The organism is Chitinophaga sp. 9-1-y, from assembly GCF_059511905.2.
Genome location: NZ_CM197955.1, coordinates 1,699,067 through 1,712,488 on the forward strand (window position 1 = coordinate 1,699,067; position 13,422 = coordinate 1,712,488).

A 13,422-nucleotide genomic window follows, 5' to 3' on the forward strand; every position below is an offset into this window, starting at 1 on the left:
CTGTCCCAAGACAAAATCCGCTACATAGCAGAATATTTTTTGTATTATTATTCTATCTGAAACCCAAAATATTCCCGTTATGAATTCACGTCGCGATTTCCTGCAAAAAATTGCCGCTTCTGCTATTGTGATGCCGTTAATGCCACTGGCTGGCTGGGCTGCCCGTGCTAACCGCTATGATGGGCCTGTTCTAAAAGTAGCCATCATGGGATTGGGTAGTTATGGCAACCGGGTGGCAGAAGCGATGAAAGCTTGTGTAAAAGCAAAACTTACCGGGGTGATCAGCGGTACCCCCGCTAAAATAAAGGACTGGCAGGGCCGTTTCGGTATCCCGGAGAAGAATTGTTATAACTACGACAACTTCGACCAGATCAAAAACAACCCCGACATTGATGCGGTATATATTACCACGCCCAATGGCTTGCATCACGACCAGGTAATACGTGTAGCCGCTGCCGGTAAGCAGGTAATTTGTGAGAAGCCCATGGCGGTGAATGCAAAGGAAGCGCAGGAAATGATCGATGCCTGTAAAAAGGCCGGAGTACAGCTGTTGGTAGGGTACAGGATGCACTTTGAGCCCAAAACGCTGGAGATCATCCGGATGAGAAATAGCGGGGAGCTGGGAAAGATCCTGTTTTTCCAGGGGCAATGTGGTTTCCGTATTGGCGACCCCACGCAGTGGCGGTTGAACAAGCAACTGGCTGGTGGCGGCGCTATGATGGATATTGGTATTTATGCGATTAACGGCGCCCGTTATATGGTGGGAGAAGAACCGGTGTGGGTAACGGCGCAGGAAACCAAAACAGACCCGGTGAAATTTAAGCCTGGTGTGGATGAAACGATTCAATTCCAGCTGGGCTTTCCCAGTGGCGCGGTGGCGTCGTGCCTGTCTACCTATAACATGAACAACCTGGACCGCTTCTTTCTGAACGGGGAGAAGGGGTTTGCTGAATTGTGGCCATCTACCGGTTATGGTCCTATTAAGGGACGCACCAATAAGGGAGAGTTAACGCAGCCGCATGTTACCCATCAAACCGTGCAGATGGAAGAAATGGCGGGCATCCTGCTGGAAGGCAAACAACCGGTGGTACCTGTGAACGGAGAAGAAGCGTTGAAGGACTTAAAAATCATTGACGGCATCTATAAAGCAGTAAAAACCGGGCAAAAAGTGAATTTGCAGCTTTAAGCCTTTTTGATTGGCCGAGGAATTTCCGTACATGATAGTGAAAAACAGCAGGATCATCTATTAGTAGCTTTGGCGCTGCAATAGCCATGTGATCAATTCGTTTCTTTACGGTCAAATTGATCACTATGAAAAAACGATTATTCGCTATCACTATCCTGTGCGCGGCGGTTGCCGTAGCCAACGCACAGCAATTGCATTATGGCCTTAAAGCTGATCTGAATATGTTTAAGCTGAATGGAGAAGGTATTAAATCGAACTACACGATGGGGGGCAGAATCGGTTTTTTTGCCATCTATGATTTTACACAAAAGTGGGGTATTCAGCCGGAGTTATTATTTTCACAGGCAGGACCCAAACGTGGCGATGATTTCAGCTCCCGCTATATTCACAACAGTAATGACCAGGCCAACAAAAATATTAAACTGAGCTACCTCACGCTGCCGGTGTTGCTGCGTTATAACATCAATAAAAAGATCACCATCAATGCGGGTCCGGAGTACAGTTATTTGTTTTATGCCAATGAAAACCTGCTCACTTATAATCAATCGGCTTTTAAACGCAGCGACCTGGGCATTACTGCCGGCGCTACTTTTACATTTGATATTTTACATGTGTATGCGCGGTATGTATATGGGTTATCTAATGTGAATAACATTGATGATCGCTATCAGTGGAAAACACAGCAGGCACAGGTAGGATTGGGGATTAACTTTAAATAATTAATTTTGTGCTGTTCCGTTAAAGGAACGGCACAACATGTATAAAGTATATAGACAAGGCGCTGTTGGCGCTTTACTAGATGAATATGAAAGAGCCATAGGGGAACTGATTCTTTGTATCATGGATATTCCGGATACAGCGTTGGTGGCCATTGTTGACCCGGTTACGCAAAACCCGGATTGTCGCTCTATTCAAACGGTGTTGGCACATGTCGCCAATTCCATGTATTCCTACGCTGGTTATATTCACCGTTTTAAAGGCAATGCCTATACGAAACCGGAGAAAACGCTGCATGCCACCATTACCTTGTTTATTGCTACTATACAGGACGCCTTTCATTTTACCACACAGGTGTTGGGAGCAGTAAAAGATGATGAGCTGGAACGCATGGCCCAGTCGGAAAAAATATTGACGAACTGGGGCCAGTGGTACGATATTGAGCAATTGATGGAACATGCTATTGTTCATATACTACGTCACCGGCGGCAAATAGAAAGGATGAAGCACCGTTTAACCGGATCATCAGGCGCGCAATAAATGCGATTGTATATTTTGCAGTTGGTGTATATGTCGTTGCGTATGAATATTAATGAACTGTATCCACTCATACCGTGTGAACGGCCCAAACCCCGGCACTTCAAAGCTGGTGCACTCCTCTTCTAAATCCAGCGTGTTAGCGGCATTTGTAAGTTTTTCCCATACCTGGTGAATGTTACCGAGTACGGTTTCCCGGGTATGATAGTCATTGCCAGGCTGTATCATTTCAGGCGATTGCATCTTAAAGCTAAAGTTCAGGAACATGGCCTTGATAGCATCTACTTTTTCATCCGGTATCCGGTCAGTAGGGGCGGTAGGGCCATAGAGCAGGCTGCAGTCGCCCGCTTTCCAGATATGCTCTGCCAGCTGTGCGGCGGTCCAGCTACCCTCGAAAGGCAGCGTATTCAATTGTTCGGTACTTAAAGCCGAAAGCAGTCGAAGTAAGGTGCTGCCGGTGTGATCAATATCTTGGAGGAGTGCAGTTCTCATAACAGCATGTTTTATCTGCTGCAAACTTAAACGGATATCCTGATTTGGAGCGGGGGTTAATACGCCAATATAGCTGGCATAAAGCGACAAAGAAAAACGCTACCGGTTTGTTGCCGGTAGCGTCGTTAATCGTTGTTGTGTTATTAAGCAGTAATTTTCTTTTCGGCAGATGCCACTGTCTGCGCAATTAAGGTAGCAATGGTCATTGGACCAACGCCGCCGGGTACCGGGGTGTAAGCAGCGGCACGATCTTTCACTTTATTGATTTCGATATCACCCAGTCCGCCTTTATGATAGCCGGCATCGACTACAATAGCGCCGTCTTTAATCCATTCCGCCTTGATAAATTCTGGTCTGCCTACTGCACCCACCACAATGTCGGCCTGTTTGATCAGCTCCGGTAAATTGTTGGTTTTGGAATGGCAGATAGTAACGGTAGCATTTTCATTCAGCAGCATCATGGCAACAGGCTTACCCAGGATAGGGCTACGACCCACTACCACCGCATGTTTGCCGGCAATAGGTAATTTGTAATGTTTCAACAGTTCCATGATACCAGCCGGAGTAGCACTACCATAGGCAGGTTCATTCATCGACATACGGCCAAACCCTAAACAGGTAACGCCGTCAACATCTTTATGAATAGCGATTTTATCGAAACAGGCCCTTTCATCAATCTGGTGAGGAACCGGGTGCTGTAACAGGATACCGCAAATCTGATCGTCGTTATTTAATTTCTCAATTTCAGCGAGCAACTCTTCCGTGGTGGTTGCTTCCGGTAAATGTACCCGCAGGGATTTCATGCCTACTCGCTCACAGGCATTGCCTTTCATTTTTACATATACTTCAGAAGAAGGATCATTACCTACCAGGATCGTTGCCAGTACCGGTACTACGCCTGTTTGGGCAATCACTTTCGCTACCCTGACACTTAAAGCAGCTTCCATTTCTTTGGATAAACCTTTCCCGTCTAGCAATACAGATGTTGCTGTCATATTAAAATCTTTTAGTTATTTGTTGCGGTATCTGCGAATCATTGAAGGGCACAAAGATACTTAACAAGCCATAATTTGGAACGCCTGATATCTCCCCGGGCAAAATTTATTTTTCCTCCCACGAATCCGGACCGCTATTTTTTTCGTCTTTAGGATATAAGACCTTCCAAATGGTCATTCTGCGTATGAAAACAAGCACCAAGATCTTTTCCTCCCTGAAATGGAGGCTACTGGGCATTTGTGGCCTGTTAACCGCTGGTCACGCGGTATATGCCACCCCTCCTGTGGAAGTGGATATCTGTGTATATGGAGGTACCTCCGCCGGCGTTATTGCCGCTTATACAGCCAAACAATTACATAAGTCTGTTATCCTGGTATCGCCGGACAAGCATTTAGGTGGCCTTACTACCGGGGGACTGGGCTACACCGATATCGGCAATAAGTATGCGATTACGGGGTTATCGCGCGACTTCTACCGTCGCATCGGGAAGCACTATGGCCAGCTGGAACAATGGATTTTTGAGCCGGGTGTAGCGGAAAATATTTTCCAGCAATACATCCGCAGCGCCCAAGTGCCCGTGCTGTATGAGTATACCATCCGCAGCGCACAAAAGGAAAATGGGTATATCCGGCAAATCGTGATCAATGGCGCTGATACCCGCGTGGTGAAAGCCAAAATGTTTATTGACTGCTCCTACGAAGGCGACCTGATGGCCAAAGCTGGCATTCCCTACACAGTGGGCCGGGAAGCTAACAGCCAGTATAACGAAACCTATAACGGCGTGCAGCTCCGGGACATGCACCAGTTTCCTGATGGCATTGATCCCTACAAAACACCTGGTAAGCCGGAAAGTGGCCTGCTCTGGGGCATCAGCAGCGGCACCCTCGCGGATCATGGCTCCGGCGATAAATTTGTACAGGCCTACAACTTCCGGATTTGCCTGAGTAATCAGCCCAACAACCGGATCCCGATTACCGCGCCGGAAGGATATGATCCCACTAAGTATGAATTATTAATCCGCCTGCTGGAACATACCCAGCCTAAAAGCCTGGGGCCCATGCTGAAGCTGGACCTGATGCCCAATGGTAAAACGGATATCAACAATAAAGGCGCTTTTTCCACCGATATGATCGGGATGAACTACAATTATCCGGAAGCAGACTATGCTACCCGCCGGAAAATCATTCATGATCACGAAGTATACACGAAAGGATTGCTATATTTTATTGGACATGATCTACGGGTACCGGCCCACCTGCGGGAGGAAATGCTTACCTGGGGCTATCCGAAAGACGAATATACCGACAATGGCCATTGGTCGCCTCAAATGTACGTACGGGAAGTACGGCGCATGATCGGCGACTACGTGATGACGCAAGCCAATTGCGAGGGCAAAGAGAAAGTAGTTGATGGCGTAGGTATGGCCGCTTATGGTATGGATTCGCATAATTGCCAGCGTATAGTCGTAAACGGTATGGTAAAAAATGAAGGCGATGTGGAGATTGGCAACTTGAGTCCTTATCCCATTGCTTACCGGTCTATTATCCCTAAATCTACCGATGCACGCAATGTACTGGTGCCGGTATGTTTATCGGCTTCGCATATTGCCTATGGTTCTATTCGTATGGAGCCGGTATTTATGGTGCTGGGTCAATCCGCGGCCACGGCAGCGGCAGTGGCGATTGATCAAAACCGTTCCGTACAGGAAGCAGATGTAAAGAAAGTGCAACAATTGTTAACAGCAGATCCGCTGGCGAATAACAGCACACCGGAGATTTTGGTAGATGATAATGACGCCGCCCATGTAACCATTACGGGCGAATGGAAAACGCTCATCCATGGGGGATATGGCGCCACTTTCCTGACAGACGACAGCAAGGGAGCGGTGGCGAAATCAGTGCGCTTTACACCAGAAGTGAAGAAAGCAGGTAAATACGATGTGTACACGTACGTACCGCGTGTGCCTGGAATAGATGGCAATATGCAGGTAAAAGTGAGCGACGGCAAACGGGTAACCGAAAAACAGGTAGCGGCGGCTACGGTGAAAGTGCTGGGACAAACTTCCGGGGAATGGGTGAATTTGGGCACTTATGATTTACCGGCTGGCAACAGTGCGTATGTGGAAATAGACAACCATAAAACCGGGGGCGTGGTGGTGGCCGATGCCGTGTTATTTATCCCCCGTTAAAAAAAATAATGAGCCGGAAGGATTCGGAAGCTATTTTTTCCCGTCTTTAGGAATAGCGGGCATAAACTGAGGTAATTCCACAAAATGATTATTTTGTAATAAATTCCATGACCTTCCTTGCTGAAAGATAGCTTACATACTGAAAGAGAGCTGTTGCAGCGTGTGGCTGCCGGAGACCAACAGGCCTTCCGACTATTGTTTGACCGTTATTGGGAGAAGATGTACGCCAACACCTTGCAGTTTGTGAAGTCAGCAGCCAAAGCGGAGGATCTCACACAGGAAATATTTATCAAGGTGTGGATGAGCCGGGAGCGGTTAACGGCTGTCAACCGCTTTGATGCCTTTTTATATACCATGTCCAAAAACATGATCCTGGATGAATTCCGTAAGCGCGTGTTGCCTACAGTGCCCGAAAACGGCCAGGATGTGTATCTGCCATCAGATCTCCCTTCCGCGCAGGATAAACTGGAATTCAAGGATGTAGAAATACAGTTGAATGCAGCGATCGACCGGTTGCCAACGCAGATGCAGCTGGCGTTCCGGTTGAGTCGCTTCCAGGGCATGTCGCATGATGAAATTGCGCGGGAGATGAACATATCACGCGTTACCTCCAAGAACTATATTGCCCGTTCTATTGCCGCAATCCGGAAACACTTGTCGGCCAAAGCCGGTCACCTTACCGGGATCTTATTATTGCTGTGGTTAGGGAAGTAAAAAGTTGGGGAGGCAAGGATTCGGACGCCTGTTTTTTTCGTCTTTATTATAACAGCCCTTCATGAGAGTGTGCTGATCTGTTATCTGGTTTTATGTCAAACGAGGAATTAAAAACATTGTTGGAAAAGTACCTGGGCGATCACATCACCCCGGAAGAGTTGCAATGTTTGCAGGCACAGGTGCAGAAGACAGACCATGAACCGGCACTGGGTGATATGATTGCCGCTATCCTGGCAGAGGATCGCTATACGGCCACACCTAAAAAAGATGTACAACAGGCTTTCAACGAGGTAATAACGGTAGCGTCTATACGAGAAGCGATGGGAAAAGAATCTGTAGCGGAATTGCCGGCTACTGCTTCCACATCTCCCGGTATTCATATTCTCTATAAACTGGCCGCTGCCGCTATATTCCTGTTAGTGCTGGGGGCAGGCGCCTGGTGGTACCGGAGTATCCCCGTTAAAACCACTGTTGCAGATCACGTAATGCCCGCCACCATCCCGGCAGGAGATAAGGCGATACTGACACTGGCAGATGGCAGTGTGATAGAACTCGATAGCGCGCAAAATGGCGCTTTGAGACAACAGGGGAGTACCCGTATTATTAAACTACAACACGGCCGTTTAGCGTATGCTGCCGGCAGCAACCATGCAACGACAGCGCCGCAATATAATACCATCAGCACCCCTAAAGGCGGCCAATACCAGGTGGAATTACCGGATGGTAGCCAGGTATGGTTGAATGCCGCCTCTTCCCTGCGATTCCCGGTAGCATTTACCGGTAACAGCAGATCGGTTACCCTCACAGGAGAAGCTTATTTCGAAGTGGCGCAAAATGCCCAACAACCTTTCATGGTGCACACCAGCGGTATGGCCGTAAAAGTATTGGGCACGCACTTCAACGTGATGGCTTATACCGATGAAGGCCCCGTGAAAACTACGCTGCTGGAAGGTGCGGTGAGTGTATCGCAAGGTAACGCTACTTCGCTGATGCAACCTGGACAGCAGGCCAGTATAGATGATGTGGGTAAGGCGTTTCGTATCAGTCGCCCGGATATCTCAGACGTAGTAGCCTGGAAAAACGGTGAATTCAGATTTCACAAAACAGATATACCGATGATCATGCGGCAAATAGCCCGCTGGTACGATGTAGAGATTGCCTACAAAGGAGACTTATCTGGTATTAAATTATATGGCAGCATGACCCGCAAAGAAAATGTTGCACAACTGCTGGAATTGCTGGAACAAACCGGGATGGTACATTTCAGCACCATCGGGAATCGTATCACGGTGATGCCGGCAGAAATGAAATAGTTATTGTCAGCGGTGTTTCCACGTTCAACACCTGCCTGAATATATGTAAAACTCAACCAAAAGATAATATGGAATTGCTTACCATTTCCCGCTCCCAGGGAAGGAGGAGTCGCATGTCGGCTACACTCAAAATATGGCTGCTTGGCTGCGTGTTGCTGGCAGGTGCTTTCACCGCCCATGCACAAACACAAACCGTAAAACTATCGGTCAGTAAAATGCCGTTAGACAAGGTATTTGATTTGCTCAGTAAACAAACCGGCTACCAGTTTATCTGTGATGAAAAACTACTGGAAAATACGCCGCCGCTGAGTGTAGATATCAAAAACAAAACGTTGGAAGAGGCCCTGAAGATATGTCTGAAAGACCTGCCACTCACTTACCTGATTAAATACGGTACCGTAGTGATAAAAAAAAGCGCCGCTGGCGCTAAAGCGGCGCCCGTAAATGGAAAAGAGCTACCGGGTAAAACCATCACCGGTACCATCACGGATAGCACCGGCATGGGCTTGCCCGGTGTATCCGTTGGCGTGAAGTTTACGTCGAAAGGCGTACAAACAGATGTTAACGGACATTTTACTATTAACAATATCAACGACCAGGATGTACTCACGATTTCCAGCATCGGCTATCAAACCGTACAGGAGCCGGTAAAGGAGCAATCTACTTTTCATATCCGGTTATCTCCTACGCCTAAGTCGCTTGTAGAAGTAGTGGTAGTAGGCTATAGCACGCAGAAAAAGGTAGACCTCACCGGCGCCGTAGCCACCGTATCCGGTGAAACACTGGCGGCCAGGCCGGTAGGACAAACCTCTGCGGGGCTGCAAGGCACCATGCCCGGCGTTACCATCACACAAGGCAATGGTAAACCCGGCGGCGATGGCGGCTCCATCCGCATCCGCGGCTGGGGAACATTGAAAAACCCGGATCCGCTGATACTGGTAGATGGAGTAGAAGGATCTATTAACAACATCGATCCCAATGTGATTGCGTCTGTTACCGTGTTGAAAGACGCTGCATCCGCTTCAATCTACGGCTCCCGTGCCGCTAACGGCGTGATACTGGTAACAACCAAAAGAGGCAAGAGCAGCAAACTTTCCATCAACTATAACAATTATGCAGGTTGGCAACGTGCCACCAACTTGCCAGACCTGACTAACGCACTCGACTATATGTTATTGGCGAATGAAGCCTATAAAAACTCAGGCCGTACGCCACTCTACGCGGAATCATTGCTGGAAAGCTACCGCCGGCAAGGCAACGGCAGTTCAGATTCGTTACCTAACACAGACTGGCAGAAAGCAGTGCTTACCGGTTCCGGCTTTCAGCAAAGTCATTTCTTAACCGTAAACGGTGGTACCGATAAAGTGAAAATGTTGTTGTCGGTAGGATATTTTGATCAGAAAGGGTTGATTAAACAATCTGAGTTTAAGCGCCTTACCATTCGCGCTAACAACGACATCATTTTTTCTAAAAAGCTGAATATGCAGTTTGACCTGCAATATATCAGTCCTGTTACTACAGAACCTTCCGCTGGTGTAGACGCCATCTTTGCCTATATGAATAACATCTCGCCCAATCAGCTGGCTGTTAACTCCAACGGCACCCGTGGCGATGGATGGGTAGGCAACAACCCCGCTGCTTCCGCAAAAGAAGGGGGATTAAAGAAGCTAAGCGCTCCCTGGGGTAGCATTAATACCACCATTAATTATCAGCCGGTAGAATGGTTGACCGCCTCTTTTAATATCGCGCCCAAATACGTACAAACCTATACGAATAAATTTACCAAAGCGCTGCAAACCTATCATCCCGATGGTACGCTGGCTAACAGGAATCCACAGATCAGCGCACTGGAGGTAAGCAGTCAGCGCGAGTTTTACAACAATATGCGTGGTACGCTCACCTTTCACAAAGCCTGGGGTAAGCATGATGTAAAAGTACTGGCCGGTGCTGAGCAAAACAACTACCGGCAGGATATATTATCTGCCTCCCGCGATAACTACGTATTACCCGATTACCCGGTATTGGACGCCGGCGGCGCGGGCAATATGAAAAATGGAGGGGGTGGATCGGAATGGTCGCTGCGCTCTTTTTTCGGCAGGGTGAATTACAACTATAAAGAAAAGTACCTGCTGGAAATGAATATTCGTAACGACGGTTCTTCCCGTTTCGCAGAAGGCAGGAAGTGGGGCGTATTCCCTTCTGCATCTGCCGGCTGGCGTATTTCAGAAGAAGATTTCATGGCGGCGCTGAAGCCTGCGTTGAATGAACTGAAACTGCGTGGTTCCTGGGGAAAGCTGGGGAATCAGAACATAGGCACTTACCCATCGGCTACGGTGGTGAATCTTAGCTCCTATACCATCGGCGGACAAATTGTAAATGCCGCCGCAATGGACGCATTGGCGAACAAAAATATCACCTGGGAAACTACCGAGATGAGTGATGTAGGATTAGATGTCACCTTGTTTTCACATCTCTCTATAACAGCAGATTATTATAGCAGCAAAACAAAAGATATTCTCCTGCTGCTGAATATCCCGCTGATCACCGGCCTGAAAGCACCCTACCAGAACGCAGGTAAAGTGAGCAATAAAGGCTGGGAACTGGGTGTTAACTACGACGGCGCCATCAAAGATTTTAAATACAATATCGGTGTAAATGTATCGGATGTAAAAAATAAAGTGGTAGACATGCACGGTATTAATCAATCGGCGGTTACCGTGAGCAGGGAAGGTTATCCCGTGAATGCCATCTTCGGACTACAGGCAGAAGGCTTCTTCCGGGATGCTGATGAAGTAGCCAAACATGCTACCCAATTCGGCACCATTGCGCCGGGAGATATCAAGTACAAAGATCAGAATGGTGATGGCATCATCAATGAAAGCGATAAAGTAATTCTGGGCAACACCATTCCCCGTTATACCTATGGTATAAGTTTGAATGCTGCCTGGAAAGGCTTCGACCTTGGCTTATTTCTGCAGGGTGTAGGTAAAGTAGACGGACTGATTTATGGCGCCGGCATCATGCCGTTTTATGTAAGCTCTGTAGGTGGTACTGCACAGGAAAGGTTCAAAGACTACTGGACACCGGAACATAAAGACGCCGCTTTTCCTCGATTGGTATTCGGTGGTACCAACAACCAACAGATTTCCAGTTTCTGGATGAAAAGCGCTGCCTATCTGCGTTTGAAGAATTTGCAAATTGGTTATACCCTGCCCCCTCACCTGACCAAATCGATGAAGCTCAGTAGTCTTCGTGTTTTTGTAAACGGCTCAAACCTGTTTACCGCCAATAAATTCTGGAAAGGATATGACGTAGAAACCGCCGTGGGTGTGGCGGATAACTATCCTGTGATGAAGGTCTACAGTTTTGGTGTTAATGTAAATTTCTAAAACCATCGTTATGAGAAATTATCTTCTTTACATACTCCTGATCACACTGCTGGCCGCACAAGCCTGCAATAAAGATTATCTCGATAAAAGTCCGCTTAACGGCCCTTCTGATGCCGCTTATTTCAAAAACCAGGATGAACTGCTGCTGGCCGTCAATGGCCTGTACCGCGCCATGAACAAGCCGATGGACGAATATGACCCGGGGCAGCTGGAAGGCCCAAACATCAGTTTCATGCTGGATGCCGCCACTGATATTGGTTATGAACGCAATGCCAGCGACTTGCAGAAAATTGGTACCGGCAACCATGACGCCAACAACACCTATACACAAGGGCTGTGGACGGATTTTTACAAGGTGATTGGTCGCTGTAACTATATCCTCGACAACGCGGATAAAGTGAAATCTGTCACAGATGCTACTTTGTTCAGGCGCAGCATAGGCGAAGCAAAGTTTGTCCGTGCCTACATGTATGAACAACTTATTTCCTTATTCGGTGGCGTACCATTGGTAACGCATACGCTTACACTGGAAACAGCGCAAATTCCACGTAGTGATAAACAGGTAGTACTTGATTTTATCTTCCAGGAACTAGACAGCGCCGCTGCTGCGCTACCAGCTACCTACACTGCTGTAGATGCCGGTCGGGCTACCAAGGGTGCTGCACTGGCTATTAAAGCCAGAGTAGCTTTGTACAATGAGAAATGGAAAGTAGCTGCCGACGCAGCCAAAGCGGTGATAGATCTGAACGTGTATAAACTGGAAGATAATTTCCCTCGCTTGTTTTCTTATGATAATAAAAATTCCGCCGAAGTCATTCTTGCCCTGCAATATCAATTACCCGTTATCAACTGGGGAGGGCCTTATCCTATTCTATGCCGCAATGCCGGCGGTGCTTCCAACAAAGTGCCCTCGCAATCTTTAGTGGACAGCTATGAATGCACCGACGGACTAACCATCGATAAATCGCCCCGTTATGATCCGGCGCATCCTTTTGAGAACCGGGATCCCAGGCTGGCCTACACGATTGCATTACCGGGGTCCATATTTTTTAACTACCAGTTTGAAACGCATAAAGACAGCCTCATGTGCTGGAATTATAACACTACTCCTGCCACCCGTATTGTGAACCAGGACGCAGTGAATGCTTACGCTTCTTTCACCGGCTATTGCTGGCGTAAGTATATAGATTTGAAAGATAAAGACAACATGCGTCAGTCTACTATGAGCCTCACGCTGATCCGCTATGCCGAAGTATTACTTACCTATACCGAAGCGAAGATGGAAGCCGGAGAGCTGGATGCTTCCGCGTTTCAGGCGATTAACGCGGTAAGGCAACGGCCTGGTGTAAACATGCCTGCAATACCTGTAACTGCCACGCAAGCGGAATTACGTTCTGCTGTGCGCAAAGAGCGGATGTACGAGTTAGCATACGAAGGTTTCCGTTTATTTGATATCCGTCGTTGGAAGATTGCAGAGAAAGTGATGAAAGGCCCGTTGTATGGCCGCGTACCGAGAGGATTACTGGCCAGTGCACCGGTGATAGATGCCAATGGCATCGCGGATTACAGCCAGGTGGCGAATAGGGCGAATATGCGTGTAGTAGAAGTGCGGACGTTTAACCCGGGAAGGGATTATTTATGGCCGATTCCGTATATAGAAACACAGACGGATCCGAAGATAGTGCAGAATCCGTTGTATTAGTAGTTCGCATAACGAAATGGTGGATTTGTTTTATAAGGTGTGAATATTTTTATACCTTCATCCTGATACCAGGTTTTCGTTGTTGACGCACATGTATTATGTGTATGTTTATAGGATATATGCCAACAAGAGAAGCCTTCATAAATCTTTGATAATGCCTGTATTTATCATGATAATTTGCTGCTACG

The 13,422-nt window shown here is 47.6% G+C and carries 10 protein-coding genes; 8 read left to right on the forward strand and 2 right to left on the reverse strand.

Annotation, left to right across the window (positions count from 1 at the left end):
- The first annotated feature begins 79 nt into the window (after positions 1 to 79).
- The 3 genes from AC5ZC7_RS06705 to AC5ZC7_RS06715 all read left to right on the forward strand — a co-directional run bounded on the left by AC5ZC7_RS06705 (position 80) and on the right by AC5ZC7_RS06715 (position 2,443).
- The gene (locus tag AC5ZC7_RS06705; RefSeq protein ID WP_496160361.1) at positions 80 to 1,186 is read left to right on the forward strand and encodes a Gfo/Idh/MocA family oxidoreductase; all 1,107 of its coding nucleotides are present in this window, start codon (positions 80 to 82) and stop codon (positions 1,184 to 1,186) included.
- 125 nt (positions 1,187 to 1,311) lie between these two features.
- The gene (locus AC5ZC7_RS06710; RefSeq protein WP_496160360.1) at positions 1,312 to 1,905 is read left to right on the forward strand and encodes an outer membrane beta-barrel protein; all 594 of its coding nucleotides are present in this window, start codon (positions 1,312 to 1,314) and stop codon (positions 1,903 to 1,905) included.
- Positions 1,906 to 1,942: 37 nt separating this feature from the next.
- The gene (locus AC5ZC7_RS06715; protein WP_496160359.1) at positions 1,943 to 2,443 is read left to right on the forward strand and encodes a DinB family protein; all 501 of its coding nucleotides are present in this window, start codon (positions 1,943 to 1,945) and stop codon (positions 2,441 to 2,443) included.
- Here AC5ZC7_RS06715 and AC5ZC7_RS06720 read toward each other — a convergent pair.
- Entirely contained in the window at positions 2,429 to 2,932 is a 504-nt protein-coding gene (locus AC5ZC7_RS06720; protein WP_496160358.1) for a DinB family protein, read from the reverse strand. The two genes, AC5ZC7_RS06715 and AC5ZC7_RS06720, sit on opposite strands and share 15 nt — an antisense overlap.
- Before the next feature lie 143 nt (positions 2,933 to 3,075).
- Complete coding sequence (gene folD / locus AC5ZC7_RS06725; protein WP_496160357.1) at positions 3,076 to 3,927, reverse strand: bifunctional methylenetetrahydrofolate dehydrogenase/methenyltetrahydrofolate cyclohydrolase FolD; 852 nt, start codon at positions 3,925 to 3,927, stop codon at positions 3,076 to 3,078.
- 185 nt (positions 3,928 to 4,112) lie between these two features.
- Between folD and AC5ZC7_RS06730 the strand changes: the two genes are divergently transcribed.
- From AC5ZC7_RS06730 to AC5ZC7_RS06750, 5 genes are all read left to right on the forward strand, one after another.
- Entirely contained in the window at positions 4,113 to 6,116 is a 2,004-nt protein-coding gene (locus AC5ZC7_RS06730; RefSeq protein ID WP_496160356.1) for an FAD-dependent oxidoreductase, read from the forward strand.
- 117 nt (positions 6,117 to 6,233) lie between these two features.
- Positions 6,234 to 6,830 carry a sigma-70 family RNA polymerase sigma factor gene (locus AC5ZC7_RS06735; RefSeq protein ID WP_496160355.1) on the forward strand — a complete coding sequence of 199 codons (597 nt, stop codon included), beginning with the start codon at positions 6,234 to 6,236 and terminating at the stop codon, positions 6,828 to 6,830.
- A 92-nt stretch (positions 6,831 to 6,922) separates the two neighbouring features.
- Positions 6,923 to 8,143 carry a FecR domain-containing protein gene (locus AC5ZC7_RS06740; protein ID WP_496160354.1) on the forward strand — a complete coding sequence of 407 codons (1,221 nt, stop codon included), beginning with the start codon at positions 6,923 to 6,925 and terminating at the stop codon, positions 8,141 to 8,143.
- Positions 8,144 to 8,211: 68 nt separating this feature from the next.
- Positions 8,212 to 11,532: a SusC/RagA family TonB-linked outer membrane protein gene (locus AC5ZC7_RS06745; RefSeq protein WP_496160353.1), complete on the forward strand. Its 3,321-nt coding sequence runs from the start codon at positions 8,212 to 8,214 to the stop codon at positions 11,530 to 11,532.
- A gap of 10 nt (positions 11,533 to 11,542) precedes the next feature.
- Entirely contained in the window at positions 11,543 to 13,234 is a 1,692-nt protein-coding gene (locus AC5ZC7_RS06750) for a RagB/SusD family nutrient uptake outer membrane protein (RefSeq protein ID WP_496160352.1), read from the forward strand.
- Positions 13,235 to 13,422 lie beyond the last annotated feature (188 nt).